Annotated in this window: 20 protein-coding genes; 12 read left to right on the top strand and 8 right to left on the bottom strand. The window is 32.7% G+C overall.

The genetic code is table 11. The features are described from left to right. Positions 1–54 precede the first annotated feature (54 nt). The 4 genes from Q1B37_RS00935 (at position 55) to Q1B37_RS00920 (ending at position 6,990) form a co-directional block, all read left to right on the top strand. Positions 55–1,515, top strand: coding sequence for a DUF1800 domain-containing protein (locus Q1B37_RS00935; RefSeq protein ID WP_299604349.1), 1,461 nt, complete (start codon positions 55–57; stop codon positions 1,513–1,515). 8 nt (positions 1,516–1,523) lie between these two features. Next, positions 1,524–3,149: a DUF1501 domain-containing protein gene (locus tag Q1B37_RS00930; RefSeq protein WP_299894411.1), complete on the top strand. Its 1,626-nt coding sequence runs from the start codon at positions 1,524–1,526 to the stop codon at positions 3,147–3,149. A 200-nt stretch (positions 3,150–3,349) separates the two neighbouring features. Beyond that, a complete protein-coding gene (metG, locus tag Q1B37_RS00925) occupies positions 3,350–5,416 on the top strand; it encodes a methionine--tRNA ligase (RefSeq protein ID WP_299894408.1) in 2,067 nt (688 codons plus the stop codon). 86 nt (positions 5,417–5,502) lie between these two features. After that, positions 5,503–6,990: a hypothetical protein gene (locus Q1B37_RS00920; RefSeq protein WP_299894406.1), complete on the top strand. Its 1,488-nt coding sequence runs from the start codon at positions 5,503–5,505 to the stop codon at positions 6,988–6,990. A gap of 22 nt (positions 6,991–7,012) precedes the next feature. On the opposite strand, the gene Q1B37_RS00915 is transcribed toward Q1B37_RS00920, so the two are convergent. Further along, positions 7,013–8,266 carry an MFS transporter gene (locus Q1B37_RS00915; protein ID WP_299894403.1) on the bottom strand — a complete coding sequence of 418 codons (1,254 nt, stop codon included), beginning with the start codon at positions 8,264–8,266 and terminating at the stop codon, positions 7,013–7,015. A gap of 137 nt (positions 8,267–8,403) precedes the next feature. Between Q1B37_RS00915 and Q1B37_RS00910 the strand changes: the two genes are divergently transcribed. The 4 genes from Q1B37_RS00910 (at position 8,404) to Q1B37_RS00895 (ending at position 12,251) form a co-directional block, all read left to right on the top strand. Beyond that, positions 8,404–9,306 carry a histone deacetylase gene (locus tag Q1B37_RS00910; protein WP_299894398.1) on the top strand — a complete coding sequence of 301 codons (903 nt, stop codon included), beginning with the start codon at positions 8,404–8,406 and terminating at the stop codon, positions 9,304–9,306. Between the two features lie 267 nt (positions 9,307–9,573). After that, positions 9,574–11,046 carry a cellulase family glycosylhydrolase gene (locus Q1B37_RS00905; RefSeq protein WP_299894395.1) on the top strand — a complete coding sequence of 491 codons (1,473 nt, stop codon included), beginning with the start codon at positions 9,574–9,576 and terminating at the stop codon, positions 11,044–11,046. Positions 11,047–11,185: 139 nt separating this feature from the next. Further along, on the top strand, positions 11,186–11,536 hold the full coding sequence (locus Q1B37_RS00900) for a hypothetical protein (protein ID WP_299894392.1): 351 nt from the start codon (positions 11,186–11,188) through the stop codon (positions 11,534–11,536). Between the two features lies 1 nt (position 11,537). After that, positions 11,538–12,251 (top strand): hypothetical protein, encoded by a 714-nt coding sequence (locus Q1B37_RS00895; RefSeq protein ID WP_299894390.1) that lies wholly within the window; start codon positions 11,538–11,540, stop codon positions 12,249–12,251. Between the two features lie 2 nt (positions 12,252–12,253). On the opposite strand, the gene Q1B37_RS00890 is transcribed toward Q1B37_RS00895, so the two are convergent. After that, entirely contained in the window at positions 12,254–12,724 is a 471-nt protein-coding gene (locus Q1B37_RS00890) for a CBS domain-containing protein (protein WP_299894387.1), read from the bottom strand. A gap of 312 nt (positions 12,725–13,036) precedes the next feature. Here Q1B37_RS00890 and Q1B37_RS00885 point away from each other — a divergent pair, with 312 nt between their 5' ends. Both Q1B37_RS00885 and Q1B37_RS00880 read left to right on the top strand, forming a co-directional pair. Beyond that, positions 13,037–15,412, top strand: coding sequence for a M28 family peptidase (locus Q1B37_RS00885; RefSeq protein ID WP_299894385.1), 2,376 nt, complete (start codon positions 13,037–13,039; stop codon positions 15,410–15,412). An 8-nt stretch (positions 15,413–15,420) separates the two neighbouring features. After that, positions 15,421–16,239: an NAD(P)H-binding protein gene (locus tag Q1B37_RS00880; protein ID WP_299894382.1), complete on the top strand. Its 819-nt coding sequence runs from the start codon at positions 15,421–15,423 to the stop codon at positions 16,237–16,239. A 4-nt stretch (positions 16,240–16,243) separates the two neighbouring features. Here Q1B37_RS00880 and Q1B37_RS00875 read toward each other — a convergent pair whose 3' ends face one another. Both Q1B37_RS00875 and Q1B37_RS00870 read right to left on the bottom strand, forming a co-directional pair. Further along, a complete protein-coding gene (locus tag Q1B37_RS00875; protein ID WP_299894380.1) occupies positions 16,244–17,062 on the bottom strand; it encodes a DUF2306 domain-containing protein in 819 nt (272 codons plus the stop codon). A 53-nt stretch (positions 17,063–17,115) separates the two neighbouring features. Further along, the gene (locus tag Q1B37_RS00870) at positions 17,116–17,565 is read right to left on the bottom strand and encodes a hypothetical protein (RefSeq protein ID WP_299894377.1); all 450 of its coding nucleotides are present in this window, start codon (positions 17,563–17,565) and stop codon (positions 17,116–17,118) included. Between the two features lie 549 nt (positions 17,566–18,114). On the opposite strand from Q1B37_RS00870, the gene Q1B37_RS00865 reads away from it, so the two are divergent. Both Q1B37_RS00865 and Q1B37_RS00860 read left to right on the top strand, forming a co-directional pair. Further along, the gene (locus tag Q1B37_RS00865; protein WP_299894374.1) at positions 18,115–18,951 is read left to right on the top strand and encodes a sensor histidine kinase; all 837 of its coding nucleotides are present in this window, start codon (positions 18,115–18,117) and stop codon (positions 18,949–18,951) included. A gap of 10 nt (positions 18,952–18,961) precedes the next feature. Further along, positions 18,962–19,669: a LytTR family DNA-binding domain-containing protein gene (locus tag Q1B37_RS00860; protein WP_299894371.1), complete on the top strand. Its 708-nt coding sequence runs from the start codon at positions 18,962–18,964 to the stop codon at positions 19,667–19,669. A gap of 10 nt (positions 19,670–19,679) precedes the next feature. Here the strand turns inward: Q1B37_RS00860 and Q1B37_RS00855 are convergent, their stop codons facing one another. The 4 genes from Q1B37_RS00855 to Q1B37_RS00840 all read right to left on the bottom strand — a co-directional run bounded on the left by Q1B37_RS00855 (position 19,680) and on the right by Q1B37_RS00840 (position 22,587). Next, positions 19,680–20,252 carry a hypothetical protein gene (locus tag Q1B37_RS00855; RefSeq protein ID WP_299894368.1) on the bottom strand — a complete coding sequence of 191 codons (573 nt, stop codon included), beginning with the start codon at positions 20,250–20,252 and terminating at the stop codon, positions 19,680–19,682. A 74-nt stretch (positions 20,253–20,326) separates the two neighbouring features. Beyond that, positions 20,327–20,830, bottom strand: a complete 504-nt coding sequence (locus tag Q1B37_RS00850; protein WP_299894365.1) for a hypothetical protein — start codon at positions 20,828–20,830, stop codon at positions 20,327–20,329. 78 nt (positions 20,831–20,908) lie between these two features. Then, positions 20,909–21,631 (bottom strand): hypothetical protein, encoded by a 723-nt coding sequence (locus Q1B37_RS00845; protein WP_299894363.1) that lies wholly within the window; start codon positions 21,629–21,631, stop codon positions 20,909–20,911. Between the two features lie 209 nt (positions 21,632–21,840). Further along, positions 21,841–22,587, bottom strand: coding sequence for a succinate dehydrogenase/fumarate reductase iron-sulfur subunit (locus Q1B37_RS00840; RefSeq protein WP_299894360.1), 747 nt, complete (start codon positions 22,585–22,587; stop codon positions 21,841–21,843). Positions 22,588–22,590 lie beyond the last annotated feature (3 nt).

Below are 22,590 nucleotides of genomic sequence, written 5' to 3'. Positions count from 1 at the left end.
ATAATCACTCACTTTAATCGAACTAACAAAATTCTTAACTAACTCAATCTATTTATGACAACAACAAATACTTCATGTAATGTTGCTTCATTAAATGTCTATTCACCCAACAATTCTAATCCCTGGAATAGACAAAAAGTGAATCATTTATTTAGAAGAATTGGTTTTGGAGCAACTCCGCAAATGGTAGAAGATGCCCTCAACCAAACTCCTGCTTCTTTAATTGACAATCTCATTGACGAAGCTTTGAACTTAAACCCTACTCCAGCACCTGTATGGGGATATTGGGTAAAAGATGATTTTGATGCCACTCCAGATAACCCATTCAGTTATAGAAGAGACTGGAAAAATCAAATGGTAGCAGATATGTTCCAGAATAACCTTAGAGATCGTCTTACCTTATTTTGGAGCAATCACTTTGTAACAGAAGATATTAATTATCAAAGTCCTGCATATTTGTTTCAATATTATAACCTATTGCAACTGCACTCTATAGGAAATTTTAAAGAATTCACTTCTGATATTGGACTTTCTTCTGCAATGCTTATCTATCTTAATGGATATGAAAACACAAAGAACAAACCAAACGAAAACTATGGAAGAGAACTCTATGAACTCTTCACATTAGGTGTAGATAATGGGTACACGCAAAACGATATTGTTGAAACTTCCAGAGCTCTTACTGGTTGGAATAAAAGAGAACAACGATGGGGTCCAATAACATTCGACGCCAATAAATTTGATGATGAAGATAAAACGATATTCGGTCAAGTTGGAAATTGGGACTATAATGATGTCATTAATATTCTTTTTGAACAAAGACCTCAGCAAATAGCACAATTCATATGTGGTAAATTCTATCGTTACTTTGTAAGTCCAGTTGTAAACACAAGTATTGTGAATCAACTTGCACAAACATTTTTAGATAACAATTTTGAAATTGCTCCTGTACTAAGACAACTTTTTAAAAGTGAACATTTCTTTGACGAAAAATCATATGGAGTTCATATCAAAAGTCCTGTAGATGTTCAGATTAACTTTTTTAAAGATCTAGGGTTCGAATTACCTGCTGATTTTGAATTTAATAATAAAATACGTGGAGGTTGCCAGGAGCTAGGTCAAGAACTACTAAAGCCTGTTGATGTAGCAGGCTGGCAAGGTGATAAAGATTGGATTGATTCTAGTACAATAACCCTAAGATGGGATAGACTTGGATGGTATGTTTGGAGAGCTTGGAGACATAATGAAGAGCAGTTTAGAACAATTGGTAAAAGTATTCTAGGAGGAAACTCTAATGATGTCGAGTTTGTCTCTAAATCAATCATGGATAATTTTTTATCTAAAGAACTTATTAGTGATACAGAATACGCTCAAGGATTAGAAATTTTTAAAGACCAAGTTCCAGAAAATTATTTTGAAGATGGCACTTGGGATCTAGATTGGGATACTGCTCCTAAGCAAGTATACAATCTTTTACAGTTTCTAATAAAAATTCCAGAATTCCAACTTAAATAAAAAACATCATGTGCGATACTCACTATACAAACTTTACACCTCAATCAGGGAGTTGTAATACTAAAGAACATAAAAAATGGAATCGTCGTTCATTTTTACAAGCCTTAGGGATTGTAGGTGGAGGAACTGTTGCATTTGCCAATACTGCCTTATCAGTATCTAAACCCTCACCTCTGTCTGCCGCTCTTAATGATTCCGAAACAGATAGAGTTCTTGTTATTGTAAGACTTAAAGGTGGAAATGATGGTTTAAACACCGTTATTCCTTTAAATCAATATGATACCTACGCTAACGCAAGACCTAATATTAGAATTAGAGAAAATCAACTCTTTAATCTTACTGATGAATATGGTATGCCAAATTATGCCAATAAATTCGAACAACTCTGGGGTAATGGGCAGATGAAAATAGTTCATGGCGTTGGATATGAACAAAGTGCTTTGTCTCATTTTACAGGATCAGATATTTGGGCAACATCAGATGTAACTGATCAGGAAACTTCTGGATGGATGGCGAGATATTTTGAAAATATTTATCCCGATTACTTACTTAATCCGCCAGAAAAACCCGCAGCTATTCAAATTGGAAGTAGTGGTAACCTTATTTTTAATGGGTCTCAAAATAATTTTGCATTTTCTGTTGCTGATCCTAAAAAACTATTTGAAATAGCACAAAATGGTTCATTGTATGATCTTAATAATTTACCCGATTGTACACATGGTGAAAAAGTTGGGTACCTAAAAGGTGTTGCTAATACAACATTTACCTATGCTGGTGTTATTAATGAAGCTTATGAAAGAACATCTGATTTTGGAAATTATCCAGACAATCGTCTTTCTCAGCAATTAAGTGTCGTTTCGAGACTTATTAAAGGTGATTTGGGAACTAAAGTATATTTTGTAACTCTTGGTGGTTTCGATACTCATAACGATCAATTAAACAGACAAGAAGAGTTGATTACTCAGTTATCAGAAACCATGGACTATTTCTATAAAGATCTTGCAGATGCCGGATGGGATGATAAAGTACTTTCTATGACAATATCCGAATTTGGGAGAAGAGTTAAAGAAAATGGATCTAGAGGAACTGACCACGGTACTGCTGCACCTATGATGCTTTTCGGAACTGGTTTAGAAGGTAACGGTTTTATTGGAGAACATCCAGACTTATCTAATTTAAATCAGAATGGAAACCTGTATAACACCAATGACTTTAGACAAGTATATGCTTCCCTAATGAAAGAATGGCTATGTGTGGATAGTAATTTGGTAAATGAAGTGTTACTTGGTCAACAATTTAACAATCTTGATTTAGGGTTTAGTTGTAATAGTTTAGGAACAGATGGTAACGATGGTGATGAGATTCCAACGTTCGACAACTTTAATCATACTGTTACCTACACCGATAATCAATCATATATACACATTACAAATGCCGAAGCTGGTCATACTAATGTGGACTTATATAGTTCTTCTGGACAAAAGATTGCAAATCTAAAAAATGAAATTCTTTTAGAAGGAGAACACGTCATAAATGTAAAACAGGCTGCAAAAACCACACTATCCGAAGGTTTTTATGCTTATAGAATCACAAAAGGTAAAAAAAGCTATAGCAAACCTGTCCTTATTCTATAAAGACGATCATCAAAACACTTGAAATCAGCATCTATATCTTTTAGATGCTGATTTTTTATTTCTAATACTCTTGGTTTAAATGAAAAAACACACATAATATCTAAGAATTCGCTATTCATAAAACAACCATATTATTTATATAAAGGTTTCTTATTTTATCTAGGTGTTTATTACCTTTGTCCCTCATTTTTACAAGCATTATGAGCACATCAAAGAGATACACAATTACATCCGCATTACCATATACAAATGGACCTATTCATATCGGTCACCTTGCAGGAGTTTACGTTCCAGCAGATATTTACTCAAGATATCTTAGAATCACTGGAAACGACGTAGCCTTTATTTGTGGTAGCGATGAACACGGTGCTGCTATACCAATGCGAGCTAAAAAAGAAGGAGTTTCCCCACAAGTCATTATAGATAAATATCATGCAATCATCAAAAAGTCTTTCGAAGATTTTGGTATTACTTTCGACAATTACTCCCGTACCTCTGCTCCTATTCATCACGAAACAGCTTCAGAGTTTTTTAAGAAATTATATGATGATGGTAAATTTATCGAAGAGACTTCAGAACAATTATATGATCCAGAAGCTGATCAATTTTTAGCCGATCGTTTTGTAATTGGTACTTGTCCCAAATGTGGACATGAAGAAGCCTATGGAGATCAATGTGAAAACTGTGGAAGCTCTCTCAATGCTACCGATCTTATTAACCCAAAGTCAACCATATCTGGAGCAAAACCAACACTAAAACAAACCAAACACTGGTTTTTACCATTGGATCAATATGAAGACTTCCTAAAAGAATGGGTTTTAGTTGGTCATAAGAAAGACTGGAAAACAAATGTATATGGTCAGATAAAATCTTGGGTAGATGATGGCTTACGACCAAGAGCTGTAACTCGTGATTTAGATTGGGGTATTCCAGTTCCGGTAGAAGGTGCAGAAGGAAAAGTACTATATGTGTGGTTTGATGCACCTATTGGTTACATTTCTTCTACCAAAGAATGGGCTGAAAGAGAAGGTAAAGATTGGGAACCTTATTGGAAAGACAAAAACACAAAGCTTGTCCATTTTATTGGTAAAGATAATATCGTATTCCATTGTATTATTTTTCCTAGTATGCTTAAAGCGGAAGGTAGCTATATCTTACCCGAAAATGTTCCTGCTAATGAATTCCTGAATTTAGAAGGAAATAAGCTATCTACTTCCAAAAACTGGGCAGTTTGGCTTCATGAATATTTAGAGGATTTCCCAGGAAAACAGGACGTATTACGCTACGTACTTACCGCAAACGCTCCAGAAACTAAGGATAATGATTTTACTTGGAAAGATTTTCAGGATAAAAACAACAATGAATTAGTAAATAATTTCGGAAACTTTGTAAATCGTATTGTGGTGCTTACTAATAAATATTATGAAGGCATTGTACCAACTCCCAATGAATTTTCGGAAGTGGATTTACAAACCTTAACAGCGCTTAGAGCTTATCCTAATGTTATAGGTAGTTCTATAGAAAGATATCGATTTAGAGAAGCAAGTCAGGAGTTATTAAATGTTTCCAGATTAGGAAATAAATATCTTGCAGACGAAGAGCCATGGAAACTTATCAAAACAGATCCCGAACGTGTAAAAACAATTATGTATGTTGGATTACAAATCGCATCTGCTTTGGCAACTTTATCTGAACCGTTTTTGCCATTTACTTCGCAAAAACTAAAAAATATGCTCGCACTAACATCTAGTGATTTAGAAGTTCAGTGGAATGAAATAACTGATAAAGAAGTTTTATTGGTTGCCGGTCATAAAATCGAAAAAGGAGAATTGTTATTTTCTAAAATAGATGATGCCGATATCCAAAAGCAACTGGATAAACTAGAAGCTACCAAAAAAGCTAACGAAGCAGAAAATAAAATTGTAGAGCCACAAAAAGACACAGCTACTTTCGAAGATTTTACCAAAATGGACTTACGTGTTGGGACGATTGTAGAAGCTGAAAAAATGCCAAAAGCTAAGAAGTTATTGGTGCTCAAAGTAGATACAGGGATTAATACAAGAACAATCGTTTCTGGGATTGCAGAACACTTTAAACCCCAAGATCTCATCGGAAAAAAAGTGACCGTTCTAGTTAACCTTGCACCAAGAAAACTAAGAGGTGTAGAAAGTGAAGGTATGATTCTTATGACGGAGACACCTGATGGAAAACTAGTATTTCTAAACCCTGATGAAGAAAGCGTAAAACCAGGAGCGGTAATTAGCTAATAAAGAGCTAAGAATATACAAGTTTAAAAAAGGGGTAACATTTATCCCTTTCTTGCAACTAATTGATACTAATTAAAAGATAAAAGATGAGAAAAGTTGTTATTTTAATTGGTTTATGGTGTGTTGTATTTTCATCAGTTGCACAAGAAAAAGTACTTGAATTAGGAGAGGTTTTTGACAAAAAAAGATCCAATAAAGAATGCTACGCCCTACCTAATCAGCTTAATAAAAATTTAGTCCTATTATTTGAAGAAGGAAAACAGTTTTATGCACAATTGGTGGATCAAGACTATCAAGAGGTGTCTAAAGTTAATGCTAAAACGATACCTTCTAAGTATCGATATATATTAGGCTATAATATTATAGGTAATAGATATTCTATCTTTTTTAGCAATAGTCAGAATACTAAATTTGGTGTTCAAACTTTTAACTTCGATACAAATATCTCAGAAAACACCCTTCTCGACTTTAAAATTAAAGGGGAGAAGTATGTAGAGAGTATTGTTCATAACAATAAGATTCACCTAATTACAATCACAAGAAAAACATCAGATCTTAATATTTATACTTTTGATCATAACTTCAAACCCACAAAACATGTAGTCTCCTTAAAAGACATGGAGTATCCTAATCCAAAAAATAGAAATCATACCATAACAGCATACTATTTATTACTCTCTATTGCAGGAGACAGATCAAGATCAATAATTGATATTGAAAAAATTGAAGGCAGTAATCCAAATGTTATTGAAACAACCTCAAAAGAAAACAAACTGTATCAACTGGATAATCAATTAATTTTTAGTTTTGATTATGATCATAAAAAGACTCAATTATGTTTTATTGATTTAGAAAAATTTTCAGCTGAGGTAAAATCATATGATAAACCCTCTAAAACAGAGGAAGGATATTCCAAAAGCAACTCGTATATTTTTGACAACAAACTTTTTCAGATTGCAAGCTCCAATCAAAAAATGAAGTTCACAGTATTAGATCTGGAAACCGAAAAAATAATCAAAGAATATAAAGTAACCAAAGCAGATTCTATTACATTTAAAAATTCTCCTATTATTCAAGAAGGTGGTGGTATGTTCCCTTCATTTTCCGAAAACAGAGTTCGCGAAATGGAAAAGACATCAAAATACCTTAGAAAAATCTCCTCTTCTAATCTTGGTATTTCTGTATATAAAGTAGATGATGAATACAACGTAGTTCTAGGAGGAACCAAAGAAATAATTACCAACAGTGGTTTCGGGATCAATGGTTTTGGTAGTGGATTAGGTTTTGGTGGAACCATTGATAATGGAATTTGGTTAAGTTTTAATCCTACCTTTTATAACTATAACACCTACACCACCACAAAATCTACATATATTAATTGCTTGTTTGATTCTAATTTTAATCACATTAAAGGGGATATCGGAAAGAATAGTTACGATATACTTTTCGAATTTGAAGATGGATTAAATGATGATATAAAAGCGGTAAATATCTTTTTACACCAAAATAAACTTCATTATGGCTTCTTTGACCCTAATAAAAAGACTTATGAGTTATTTAGCTTTAATAGATAAAATATAATATCAGTACTTTAACTTAGTCTTGCTCCAAATCCTTTCTAAGATCCAATTTTCTAAAAGCTGGAGAGAGTATAGAAGTTAAAATCACAGTGATTAATGTCATACTACCTCCAAACACAACTGCAGTTACAGTTCCCATATATTTAGCGGTAATACCACTTTCAAAAGCTCCTAATTCATTAGAAGAACCCACAAATATTGAATTTACTGAAGAGACCCTTCCTCTCATATGGTCTGGTGTTTTTAGTTGCAATATAGTTTGACGTATCACCATTGATATGCCATCCGTTACACCACTAAAAAAGAGCGCAACCACTGATATCCAAAAAACAGAAGAAAGTCCAAACACTATAATACAGATTCCAAATCCAAAAACTGCTAGCAACAACTTCTTTCCTGCATTTTTATTAATTGGAAAATACGCTGTAGTAAACATAATAATAAATGCTCCTACTGCTGGAGCTGCCCTTAAAACTCCAAATCCCTGAGGACCTACCTTAAGAATATCCTGAGCAAAAACAGGTAATAACGCTACTGCACCACCAAAAAGAACAGCAATCATATCTAATGTAAGTGCTCCTAATATAGCTTTCGTCTTAAAAACAAATCGAATTCCTTCTTTCAAACTTTGTAATACTGGCTCTCCGATATTTGGGTTCATTATTGGTTTTACAGGAATTCTCATCAAGCATATAAAAGCAAAAGTGGCCCAACCTACAATAACCAGCATAGACCAATTTACACCAATTAGATTAATCATAAAACCAGCTAGTGCAGGACCCAATACTGCCCCAACTTGCCAGGTTGAACTACTCCAAGTTGCAGCATTTGGATATATTTTTTTAGGTACTAATAATGCCAAAAAAGAAAAAATAGTTGGACCCAAAAAAGCCCTAACAATCCCACCACAGAAAACCAACACATATATTCCAAATAATACAGTGGATTGTTGCATAGAGTCTATAATTTCAGGGTGAGTAAGAAAAAACAATCCCAAACTAATACACAAAAAACCTATAATACAGATACGAAGTAAATTTCTTTTTTCTTTTTGATCTACAATGTGGCCGGCAAATAAAGCCAATGATACAGCAGGAATCACCTCCATAAGACCTATAATACCCAAAGAAAGAGGATCTTTTGTAATACTATATACTTGCCACTCTATAACAATAAATTGCATGGTCCAGGCCATGACCAAAGAAAAACGCAAAACTAAAAAAACACTAAATTCTTTATATCGCAATGCGGAATATGGATCATTTTTCATTGATTGAGTAGTTTGTCCTGATAAAGATATGGTATTACATTAAAATTTTTCCAGATGCTTAAGCTTAAATCCAGCGATTACAAAAAAGATAGTATATTCGTTTTTTCTTTATCGAACTTATCATTCTTATCGATCCAATGCTAAAAATAGCATATCATCCAATCTATAAACATCCACTACCCGAAGGACATCGATTTCCGATGATTAAGTACGAGCTACTACCAAAGCAATTATTGCATGAAGGTACTTGTTATAAAGAGAACTTCTTTACGCCGGAAATTCCAGATTCTACACCAATTTTAGCGGTACATACCAAAGAATATTACGAAGCATTAACTACTTTATCCTTAGATCGAAAAGCCGTTCGAAAGATTGGTTTTCCTTTATCTCAAGAGCTTGTAGATCGTGAAATTATTATTGCTGATGGTACGTTAAAAGCATCTGAATATGCCTTACAAAATGGTATCGCTATGAATATCGCTGGTGGCACACATCACGCTTATACAGATCGTGGAGAAGCTTTTTGTTTATTAAATGATCAGGCAATTGGTGCGAGACAATTGCTCAGTAAAAAATTAGTAGAAAAAGTACTGATTGTTGATCTCGACGTCCACCAAGGTAATGGAACTGCAGAAATTTTTGAGAAGGATCCAGCGGTCTTTACCTTTTCCATGCATGGAGCTAGTAATTATCCATTTAAGAAAGAACAATCCGATCTAGATATTCCATTAGCCAATAATACCGGAGATAAGGAATATTTAAAAGCACTTAAAGAAACACTTCCTAAACTTATCGAAACACAAAAACCTGATTTTATATATTACCTATGTGGAGTAGACATTTTGGCTTCCGATAAATTAGGCAAACTTGGCTGCACTTTGGATGGTTGCAAAGAAAGAGATCGATTCGTTTTACAGACCTGTAAAGATCTAGAAATTCCAGTAATGTGTTCCATGGGAGGTGGATATTCTCCCGACATTAAAATCATCATTGATGCCCATGCCAATACTTTTAGATTAGCACAAGATATCTTCTTTTAACACTTGCTATATTCAAACAGCAGTTGACTGATACTATTTGATTATTTATTAAAGTTTTTACCTTATTGGCAACGAATAACTTTAGGGAATTTTCCTAATAACTTATTATAGAAAATTACACTAATCGCAAAAACGGATATCAAAACATAAAGAAAAGCGAATATTTAAAGTAAAAATCAAAAGAATACCTAAAAAGATTTTCCTAAATACTAAACTGTAATACCTTAACGTTAGGAGTCATACAAATCATTACTAAGCTTAACTAAAATGAAAAAAAACTACATCATGTTCTTGATGGCAATGGTATTGTCATCTGGAATCGCTATTTCCCAAGAAAATTGTCAAGGTAATTGGCTAAGCGTAAGTGGGAATAAATTATTAGACTCTAATGGAAATGAAGTAATCCTAGCAGGTGTTAACTGGTTTGGATTCGAAACCCAACTTAGCAGTTTCCATGGTATTTGGTCTAGAGATCACAAAAGTGTATTGCAGCAGGCCAAAGATCTAGGTTTTAATTGTTTCAGAATTCCTTGGCATAATATGATGCTAAGAGATGGTGCTTCGATAACCATAAACTCATACGGAACTGATCCTTATAGTGGTGTATCTCCCATGAATGAAGAAGAAGCGAGTTATACTACTCCTCTACAATTACTAGATCGAGCTATTCAATGGTGCCAAGAAAATGATATGAAGGTAATCTTGGACTGTCATTCTCGAAATCCTGATGCATACCTAGTAGAAAAATTATGGTATACCGATAATGTTCCTGAACAACAATGGATCGATGATTGGGTATTCATAGCAGATCGTTACAAAGATTATGACGCAGTTATCGGAATGGATATTAATAATGAACCTAATGGTAAAATTGACAATCCAGAAGGTGCTAGATGGGGAACGAATGATGAATTCGACTGGCGCTTAGCAGCTGAAAAGTGTGGAAATGCAATCTTAGAAGTAAATCCTAACGTACTAATAATGGTAGAAGGGATCGAAGCATATAGAAAACCAGATGGAGAAGTAACATCGTATTGGTGGGGAGGAAATTTACAAGGAGCAAGAGACTTTCCGGTTAGACTTTCGAATCCAGCAAAACTAATGTATTCTCCGCATGAATATGGCCCAACCGTTTTTGATCAAGAATGGTTTTCTGCACCTGATTTCCCAGACAATATGCCAGGTATTTGGGAAGAACAATTTAATTTCCTGAATACAAATGGAACATCTCCTTTATTGGTGGGAGAATTAGGAATTAAAGGTCAAGGTGGAAAAGATGAAATTTGGTTCCAAAAATTCATTGATTATATCAAAGAGGAAAAATTACATTTCACATTTTGGGCGTTAAATCCTAATTCTGGAGATACAGGTGGTATTTTAGATAACGATTGGACGACTGTGGTGCAATGGAAAATGGATTACCTACAACCTATTTTATCTAATCCAATACCTAACTGTTCTGGATCTACATTAAGCGTAACTGATGTTTCTGACATATCATTTAGTATATACCCAAATCCGGCTTCGCAAATAGTAACTTTTAACTATAAACCTGGAAGTATAGAGTCTATCAAAATATATGATTTGAATGGAAGAAAAGTAGATTTCATACAAAATGATGTTTTATCATCTGACAGCTACAGATATGACATTTCGAAACTAACAGCAGGAATGTATCTTTCAGAAGTTACACCTTCTAACTCAAAAGAAGTATTTACAAAGAAGATTGTTATTCGATAATAGGAGATAATCAATAGTATTAAAAAAGCGGTTTATAGTAACTATAAACCGCTTTTTTAATGCAAAATTCTACATATAACAAAAACATGTACAAACGATTACATCTGATTATTGTATCTTGCCAGGTAAACAAAAGAACATGCAAAAAGACTGTCCAGAATGTGGTGAAAAAATTATTGGTAGAGCAGACAAAAAATTCTGTAGTGATTATTGTAGAAATGCTTATAACAACAAACTCAATAAAGACAGTAAAAACTTGGTAAGAAACATCAATAATCGTCTTAGAAAAAACTATAGAATACTAGAAGAACTAAATCCTAAAGAAAAAACAAAAACTACGAAATCAAAGCTAATTTCTAAAGGTTTCGATTTTCAATTTTTCACTAGTATATACACTACAAAAGCAGGAACAGTATATTATTTTGTTTACGATCAAGGATATCTTCCATTAGAAAACGAATATTACGCATTAGTAAAAAGAAACAGTTAATATGTATTTTCTTCATTCTTTACAGCTAGATATTGGAAAAGGTGGTTTCATTTTTATTTTTTTAATAGCCTTTATGGTTGTCATTATTATATCTCAGATATACAGTAAGAAAAATAGAATGCTCCGAAAATTAAAAGAGCACTCTTTTAAAAGAATTCAACTATGTAAAGAAGGTGAATACATAAAAATTAAGGGAGAAGCTTTTCCAATTGAAGAGGCTCTTTTATCACCATTAAGCCAAAGAAAATGTGTGTATTACAAAATACAGATAGAAGAAAAAAGAAGCAATGGAAAAAGCAGTTCTTGGCGCACTATAATCAAAGAAGAAAAGTTTCAAAACTTCATTATTGAAAGTGAAGGAGATAAAGCTATTGTGATGGCAGAAACCCCTAAATCTCACAAAACTACGTATCTAAATCAAGATGCAGAATTTACCTCAGGAACATGGAAAGATGCTCCCGAGTTTTTAGAAAAGTATTTACATAAGCATGGTAGAAAAAGTACTGGATTTTTAGGGTTTAACAAAAGTCTTCGATACAAAGAAGGAATCATCGAAACAGGTGAAAAAGTAACAGTATTAGGTATCGGTAATTGGAAAGAATCTGAACATAACTTTGATCGATATTCTTCCAAAAGTTTATATATATCCGGAAACCAACAAGAAAAACTGATAATTACTGATCTTGCAAAAGCGTTAAATCCTAAAAACAAATAGTATTATAAATCTCTCCAATGTTGACTATTCATTTTTAAAGCCGCTTTCATTACATCTTTTTGACTAATTTGACCTACTAATTTACCATCTTCAATAATAGGAAATCGTCTTCTTTTTGTTTCTAAAAATTTATTTGCAGCATCAAAAATACTAATGTTCCCATCAATAGTTTCAACATTTTTAGCCATAAATCGCTCCACTTGAGCATCATCTATAGGCATATTGTAATAACGACTCTCATTTAATTGCTTGATACAATCTCCTTCAGAAATAATACCTAACAATTCATTACGTTCATTAACTACTGGCCCTCCAGAAATTTTATTTTTCACCAAGGTTTCCATAACCTCTAAAACAGATTGTTTAGGAGAAAAAGTGATCAAATTCCTGGTCATGTAATCTGATACCTTAATCAGAGTATTGTCTTGTCTTTTAACTTTGGTTCTCGCGCCCTGAAAACTTATAATTCCCATAATTATAGTGATTTAGTGAATCTTAAATATAGTCATTTTACATTAGTTATTCAATATCATTTTAACATTAAAGATTCTAAAATGTTATTTTATTACCTTTATCAACATGAATTTTCTAACAAAAATTGATTTTTTCTCAAAAAAAAACACTAAACAAGAATAATCTTGAAAAAATAATGTTGAAATGAAGAAGATAAGAATCATTTTGATAAAAATAATAGCAATTTCAATTATTACAACCTTTAAAAAACACTCTTAAACATTTAAATTTCAAATATTTACGACTCAACTAACTAAATAAGCAACAAACTGATGAAAAAAATTCTTGCAGTATTAACATTCATATCTATACTTTTTTCGATTTGGTATATCTTTTACAGCAGTATGCCCCAAACAATTTCGGATTTAGATACACCAGAACAAGAATTTTCTACATTAAGAGCTTTAGAACATGTAAAAAACATTTCCCAAAACCCTCATTATGTAGGAAGTCCAGGACATGATCAAGCAAAAAACTACATTATTGAAGAATTAAAAAAATTAGGCTTATCTCCACAAATCCAAGAAGGCTTTTCGATTGGTGATAGAGGAACCATGAGTAAGCCTCAAAATATAGTTGCCAAAATCAAAGGTTCGAACCCAGGAAAATCATTGGTTTTATTATCACACTATGACAGCAGTCAACATTCATCTTACGGCGCCAGTGATGCTGGAAGTGGTGTAGCAACAATTTTAGAAGGAATTCGAGCATTTTTATATACAAAACAAGCACCTGTAAATGATATTGTGATTTGCATCACTGATGGAGAAGAACTAGGATTAAATGGAGCGGATTTGTTTGTATCGGAACATCCATGGGCAAAAGATGCAGGTTTGGTTCTAAATTTTGAAGCTAGAGGAAGTGGAGGAAACTCATATATGCTTCTAGAAACCAATAGCAAAAATGGTAAAATGATTGATGAATTTATCAAAGCAGATCCTCAATTTCCCGTTACTAATTCATTAGCATATAGTATTTATAAATTACTTCCTAACGATACAGATCTTACCGTTTTTAGAAAACACGGAAACACTTCTGGTTACAATTTTGCTTTTATAGATGACCATTTCGACTACCATACTGCCAATGACACTTGGCAAAACCTTGATCTTAACACCCTACAACATCAGGGCAGTTATCTCATGCCCTTACTCTCTTACTTTTCTAAATCCAATATCAACGACTTTACCTCGGAACAAGACTTTTTATATTTCAACACGCCTATATTTAAAATAATCAAGTATCCTTTTGATTGGATCTACCCTTTATTAGGCGTTGCTATCATTTTGTTTATTGGCTTTATCATTTATGGAAGATCCAAAAAGCGTATCTCTTTTAGTGAAGTGGGTAGCGGGTTTTTAGCATTTATAATATCTTCAGGATTGGCAGGTGTCCTAGGTTTTGGACTTTGGAAAGTAGCCTTAATTATATATCCTGGATATAATGACATTTTACATGGTTTTCCCTACAATGGATATTATTACATTGCCGCAACCGTATTATTAGGAACAGCAGCCTTCTTTAAAGTTTATAGCATATTTGATAAGGTAGAAGCATTGCCCAGTTTACTGGTTGCACCTTTATTTTTCTGGCTAATTATTTGTACTGGAGCTAGTATTTATCTTCAAGGCGCAAGTTACTTTATCATTCCTGTGCTCTTTTGTTTAGTTTGTCAGTTTGTACTTATTAACCAAAAGAGGCCTTTTCCTTTTTTGATGTTACTATTAAGTCTGCCGTCTATTTTCTTAATTTCACCTTTTATAGCTTCTTTTCCTGTAGCCTTAGGTTTAAAAATAGCTTTTATTTCCTCTGTTTTAACCGTTTTTCTATGTACACTAATAATACCTGTTATAGGGTTTTATTCTAAAAAGAGTCTTTTAGGAACTATTAGTTTTTTAGCAGCATTAACTTGTATTGGGATAGCACATTTCAAGTCTGATTTCACAAAGGAAAGACAAAAACCAAATAGCCTTATTTATGTTTTACAGGAAGATCAACAGAAAGCATATTGGACCTCTTATGATCGTACACTCGACTCTTGGACCAAGAATTACATTGATCGTCTCAAAAACTTAGCTAAAGATTGGAACAAAAACACCATCGAAAGCAAGTATAGTAGTGCATTTAATTATGTAAATCAGGCACCATTAAAAGATATTCAATCTTCTAAGGTAGAGACATCTTTTGACAGTATTGCAGGAGAAAAACGAATCTTAGACATTTGTATTCGACCTCAACGAGATGTAAACAGGATGGATCTCTTCATACGTGAATCATTTGAGTTTCAAAGTTTATATGCCAATGGAGCAACCACAAAAGATATTATAAACAAGGATGGCACGATTCATAATTCCTTTACAAAACGCACAGGAAACCGGCTACTAACGTATCATCTAAGAGATAATGAGCCATTAGAACTTAGAATGGAATTTCATAAAGACTCCGTTCCTGAGATCGTGTTATACGAATCTTCCTATGATTTGCTAGAAAGTGAGTTGTTCTCGATACCGAAAAGATCAGAAAACATGATCCCTAAACCTTTTGTATTAAACGATGCCATTACCATTAAAAAGACAATAAGATTAGAATATGTAGAAAAAACTGTGGATTCTAGTAGTATCCGCACTAACTTAGCCGCAGAATTATAAGATATTATATGAATAAGCAGATTAGTATTCTAGGTACAGGATGGTTAGGATTACCGTTGGCAAAGCGTCTTATTGCGAATGGATATACTATTAAAGGATCAACTACCTCAGTTGATAAATTAGACATTTTAAAAAACTCTGGTATCGACCCTTACATTGTTGAATTAAAAGAAACTAAGTCAGAAAACCAGAAAGCATTATTTTTAGAAAACAGTGAAATCTTAATTATTAATATTCCTCCTGGTTTAAGAAGAAACCCAGAAAGTAATTTTGTAGCTAAAATTGAACATATAATTCCTTATATCATAACATCAGGAGTAGAAAAAGTTCTCTTTATAAGTTCAACCTCTGTGTATACAGATGAAGAAGGATTTCCAGAAATCACATCCGACACTATTCCTAATGCTACAAAAAATGCTGGAAAACAACTTATTGAAACCGAAAAACTATTAAGAAATCATCCTAGTTTCAAAGCTACTATACTTCGTTTCGCAGGTTTGTTTGATAGTAGAAGACACCCTGCAACGATGCTATCTAAAAGAAAAAACATTCAAAATCCATTAGCTCCAGTAAACCTCATCCATAGAGAAGATTGCATTGGCGTTATCCAAAAAATAATTGAAATGGATCTATGGGATCAAATTTTTAATGCGTCTTATCCAGATCATCCTAAAAAATCAGAATACTACAGTACTATTTGTAAGCAAATGCACTTACCCATACCTGAATATGATTTTGAATCTTCCTCCAAAGGAAAAATAATCGCTTCTACCAAAGTAAATGAATCATTACAATACGATTTCACTCATGATTTATATAACTCTTAATATATTATAATCTTGGCAACCACATACCAACCGTGGCTGCAAAAACACCGATACCTGTAGCTATTATAGAAATAAATAGAACCATGGTCATACTCCACTGCTCCAACGCTATTTTTCTATCCTTTACCTTCAAATATACTTCAAGGATTCCTAATGGAATCAGATACTGACCAAATCCTAAAAAAGTAATAAACGGACCTCTAAAAGTTTCTGGATCAAATCCTACTGGTTTTCCATGGATAAATAACCACAACATCAACCCTATCCTAAAAAACCACACTCCATTTACAGCAAAAAACAAACGTAATACCCAACGATTATGAGATACAAAGTTTTTTTGCAAAGCTGTTCTCCATGCAAATACAGCAAAAATCATCATTAGAATCCCATTAAAACTTACACTTATATCACCAATCCATCCTGTAACAGAACTTTTGGACAAGATCATATAAATTCCACTAAAACCAGCAATAAATGTGGTAACAAGGTATATTTTTCCATTCCATCGATGAAAAGACCGTGCTCTCATTCTAATCTTATCAATAAATTGTAGTGGACCACCTATGATAATAATCACAGCAAACAACAAATGAATACCCACTACAACATTACTAATCGTAGCTCCTTCTGTATAGCCATGTGGAAGTACTTCGTTCCATTTCTGATAATTATCTTCGATTGCCGCTGTTCCGTAAAACTTAGTTACATAAAATGCAAAAATCCATTGTCCTAATACTGCGATAGTGAACCAAACTCTAGCACTAATATGTAGCATCTTTTGAGACCATATGGTATTAGTTTTATTGATATAAGTAGTATTCATAACTTTAAACTTTAATAATATGATTGATGAAATTGATATTTTGAAGTGATACCCTAATTGAATTTGAATAGATTTTTGAAATAAGCTTTGTAAACATATATCCAGGGAATCACCAAAAGATCTATCGGGATTCCTATAGCAAATGGTTTTAAAAAACCTTTAAAAGTCTCTGGAAGACCGCCCGATACCCATAACGGAATGTATACTCCAAAAAAGAAAACCGATTTGTAGAATAGTTGCAGTAGCAATAAGGGTAGCATTTTTAATGGATATTTTATACCTACTCCCATCAGCACTGCATAAGACGCCCAAAAACTATACGTAACTCCATCATATGGACCCCATTGTTCACTCGGATATAGGATTTCGGACCAAGAACTATAACCTAGTGTCAAAAAAGTAAGTATATAGAGACCTTTCATAAGATAAAGTCTAATCTTAGATATATCCACATAACCCTTTTTATCAATTGATGATTTGTCTTTTGTTTTACTAAAGTTCATAACAGTAAGATGTTAATTGAATAGTAAAGCAACCCTATTTAACCTTATTGTCAAAAGAGTTTTGATGAGTGGAAGTAAGCTTTTGACAAACTACTAAACCAAGCTATTTTGGCTAATGTATTACTGATTAAATATGAAAAACCACCCGTTACACCTTAGAAGCTGTATTTGATCAAAAAAAAGCGGTATTTGATAAAATGATCGTATAAATTAATTCCTTTTTTATATCTTAAAACCATGCTACCTCTAGAAAAAATAAAGGAAAACTGGTTTTTTACTTATAAAATCTACCATTTCGTATTTTGGAGTTTATACTTCTTTTCTTGGGGTGTCGTTGAACTAAGCTTGTCCGTAGCCTACAAAGCTATGTTTTTTTCACCAAGGTATGTCATATTTCTGTTTTACGTGGTGGTACATACTTTGGCCACATATTTTAATCTTTATGTATTACTGCCTAAATACCTCTACAAAGGAAAATTAACAACATATATTATATCGCTAGTAATATGGATAGGAGTCATAAGTTGCATTATGTTTGGCTGCTATTTTTTGAGTGCCTTTATCATCGGAGAATCTTTGGATTACTTTTGTGTTTTTAATGAAGAAAAAGGAGAGACTTATTTTCATACACTTACTTCAGAAATTTTACCCGCTACCTCTGGAACATTAATACTTGGATTGTGTATAAAACTTGCTAAAAACTCATTAGTAAACCAAAAAAAGCAGCAGTTATTAGAACATGAAAAATTAACTACAGAACTTAAATTTTTAAAACATCAGTTCAACCCTCATTTTTTATTCAACACTATCAATTCTATATTTTTTTTAATTCATAAAGCGCCTAGTGAAGCTTCTACTGCTTTAGCCAAGTTTTCGGATTTACTTCGATATCAACTATATGAATGTAATGAACAGCTCATTCCATTTGATCAAGAAATCAGCTATTTAGAAAATTTTGTAGCCTTAGAAAAGTTAAGAAGAAATAAAAACCTAAAGATTGATCTTTCTGTACATCTAGCCAATAAAATCCCAATGGGAATCGCCCCCTTTATTCTAGTCACTTTTGTAGAAAATGCTTTTAAGCACGTGTCTAATTCTAAAGATATGCTTAATTGGATTGAAATAAGAGTACAATTAGACTATGATAATTGCCTACATTTTTATGTTGGTAATAGTATTGAGAACAAAAATAACTTTGAAAAGACTTCAACTTACGGCGGAATTGGACTAGAAAATGTAACTAGAAGGTTAGATTTACTATATCCAAAAAAATATGATTTAAAAATTGATCATCACAAAACCCGATTTAGTATTAGCTTAAAAATTACCTTAGAAGAGTTGATTATGAAGGATCAAGTGGTACAAAACAGAAATATGGTTTCATAAAAAAAACACTATGATAAAAACAGTTATTGTTGATGATGAACCATTAGCTAGAGAGGGACTCTCTAATTATGCAAAAGAAGTTGATTTTTTAACAATCATTGATACTTGCGAAAATCCGTTAGAATTGTCGGAAATATTGGATCAACAGACGATCGATTTGATATTCTTAGACATTCAAATGTCTAAAATGAGTGGTATAGATTTTTTGAAAATTACTAAAAACTTACCCATGGTAATTATCACCACAGCATACCCAAGTTATGCTATAGAAGGATTTCGTCTAAATGTTTTAGATTACCTATTAAAACCTATCACATTTGATCGGTTTGTACAAGCTGTACAAAAGGCTAAAGAACAATTTATTTTAAAGTCTAATAAAAGGAATACTGAAGATTCTTACTTCTTTGTAAAATGCGAACATAAATACGAAAAAATATATTTTAACGATATCCTTTATATACAAGGTCTACAGAATTATGTGGCCATTCATACTACCAAAGGAAAACATATCACATTACTAAACCTAAAGGACATTGAAGAAAAATTAAATCCGTTACATTTTATTCGAGTTCACAAGTCATATATCATCGCTATTACTAAAATTGATACTGTAATTAGCCATGAAATTCAAATTCGGAATACCTCTATTCCGTTAAGTAGAAATTACCGAGATCAAGTGTTAAAAACAGTTGTAGAGGAAAAATTATGGAAGAAATAGAAATCTAAACTTAGTACTCTTTAGCTACCAAATTAAGTCTTGTTATCAGTGAGTCAATCAATTGTTCCTCTTTATAAGGGTTGGGCAAAGTAAATCGGTTTCCAAATTTTATCTGATGCATTCTTTCTAAATAAAAAGAAAAACTGCCAGATCTCAGATCTCCATTCTTATAGGCATCATACAAGTATTTGAAGTTTCTCTCTCGAGATATGTTATTTTCAGAATGATGAATTACAATCCAAGGAGTCATAGCAGCTTTTTTTCCATGTCCAACAATTGTTGGATGTCCGTATTGCTGTAAATACAGTTCAATCTTTTGAATATTATCCATATCCATGGCATTCATCTTTTCATATGCCTCTTTCATCTCAGCACTATCAAAACCATACTTTATTTCTATATCTGGTAGATCTGTCCTAGTCCCTTGATCGAGATCATAAATCTTCTCTAAAAATTCTTTTTGAAGATCAATAGTACTTAAGCTTTTCACTTCTTTTACAAAATCTTCTTCAGAAGAGACACCTCTTTCTTTACAACTACTACAAGCTAAAATTAATACGAAGAAAATTAATACTTTTTGCATAATATAATCTTTGATGTTTATCTACAGTTTACTACTATAAGCCGTAAAAGAAAAGCAATGTGTCATTGTAGTCACTACGGCAGGTAATATTTTTCGTCGAATTGATCATTGTAATAACTACTTAAAAACATTGCAAAACTATTAGGCATTAGATCCCCTTTCTTATAGGCTCTATATAAATATTCGAAATTTTTCTGTTTAGATTCTAGGTTACTACAATGATATAAGATGATATATGGAGTCTTAGCTGCTAGTTCTCCATGTATTTCGGCAGATGGATGTCCATACTTTTCTAGGTAAAGTTCTATTTTTTGTAAATGAATCTTATCAACCATGATTTTTTCCTCTAGTGCTTTTGATCTCTCTTTACTATTATAACCATAAACAGACTCGATATGTATTATATTATTTCTCGACTTTTGATTAGAAATACGTATTTCTTCCAAAAACACTCTTCTTTCATTATCTGATCGTAAGGAAGCTACTTCTTCGATAAAATCTTGATTGATTTCATCTTTTTTGTCACACCCTACACATATTGTAAAGAGTGCTATTAAACAAAGTAATATTCTTATCATGAGGCAATTATTTAGGAATTAAAAAACTCCAAACCAATGTAAGTTTGGAGTTCTCTAGCGTTTAACAAAAAATAATTTTTATAAGGTGTCGTAGTATGCAACTAATCTAACCAAATCCACTTCTTCTTTAAATTTTAATCCTTCTTTACTGATATAGTCTTTTAACTCACTTTGCTTACCAGGGAATGATTTTACAATTTTCCTCTTATTCATTTTAATATGCACCAACTTTCCATCAATTTCCATATAGTACTTCTCAGTATCCATAAATTTAGCTGGTTCGTTTTTATGATATGATGTTTGCGCTACTTTTGGATGAACAAAAGTTTTTATTATCTCTTTATATACATTGATTTTTGCATTACATCTTAGCTTTATTAAATATCCTTTCTTAAGATCATTATTGGCATCTCTGTATTCTTTGTAATGATATTCTTTAGCACCAATTTTAGCATATACTTTATCTGCTTTAATCATTGCATTTATATTTTTACTCTCTGGATGCTTCACTAGTTCAACTTCGTTAGTATATACATTGTATCTAACGAACATTCCGATTACTTTTTTCTCAAAGCTTAAATCTACCAGCTCTCCTTCTCTAAATACTTTATCCTCATAAGGAGATCCTATAGCTCCTTCTAAACTAACGTTTTCAATTTCTCCTGGTCTATCTCTTTCTTTATATTCCAGAGGTCTAAATAATTGATCAATCGGTGTTAGCGTACTTCTATCAATACGATTTTGCGCTCCTACACTATAGGTTACTAAAGCTATTAAGGCTAATAAAACAGTTCTTCTCATCATATATGTTTTTGATATTTCTAATTAAAAATAGCTAATAAAAAGCTCTTGTAATAGTCATTTAACTATTTGTAAACCATCCAGAACTTTTCCTTTACTATTAGTTAATGTCATTCATGATAAAAATGTTACCACAAAACATACACCTTGAAACAAAAAAATCCCAAATCTCTTCTGATTTGGGATTTTTTATGTTTATAAGACTGAATTTATCCTTTCACACTTGCTTTTAAATATTCACGATTCATACGTGCAATATTCTCTAAAGATATTCCTTTCGGACATTCGATTTCACAAGCACCCGTATTAGTACAGTTACCAAAACCTTCTTCATCCATTTGATTTACCATTGCCAAGACGCGCTCAGTAGCCTCAACCTGTCCTTGTGGCAATAATGCATACTGAGAAACTTTTGCCGAAGTAAACAACATTGCAGAAGCATTTTTACAGGCTGCTACACAAGCACCACATCCAATACAAGTAGCTGCTGCAAACGCATCATCCGCATTTTCTTTATTAACCGGAATAGCATTAGCATCTATCGTATTTCCTGAAGTATTTACAGAGATATATCCTCCCGCATGTTGAATTCTATCAAAAGCACTTCTATCTACCATAAGATCCTTTATCACTGGAAAAGCATTTGCTCTAAATGGCTCAATAAAGATCGTATCACCATCATTAAACTTTCTCATATGCAATTGACAAGTCGTAATCAAACGATCTGGTCCGTGTGGTTCTCCATTAATCTGCAAAGAACAAGATCCACAAATACCTTCTCTACAATCGTGATCAAATACTACAGGCTCTTCTCCTTTATTGATTAACTCTTCATTTAACACGTCTAGCATTTCTAAAAAAGACATGTCTCCTTCAATACCTGAAATTGGATATTCTACTATCTTTCCTTTAGATTGAGCGTCTTTTTGACGCCATATTTTTAATGTAAGATTCATAGC

Origin of the sequence: uncultured Aquimarina sp., assembly GCF_947492965.1 — a bacterium.
GTDB lineage: Bacteria > Bacteroidota > Bacteroidia > Flavobacteriales > Flavobacteriaceae > Aquimarina.
The sequence above is the reverse complement of the archived record's forward strand: the minus strand, read 5'-3'. Positions and strand labels throughout refer to the sequence as shown.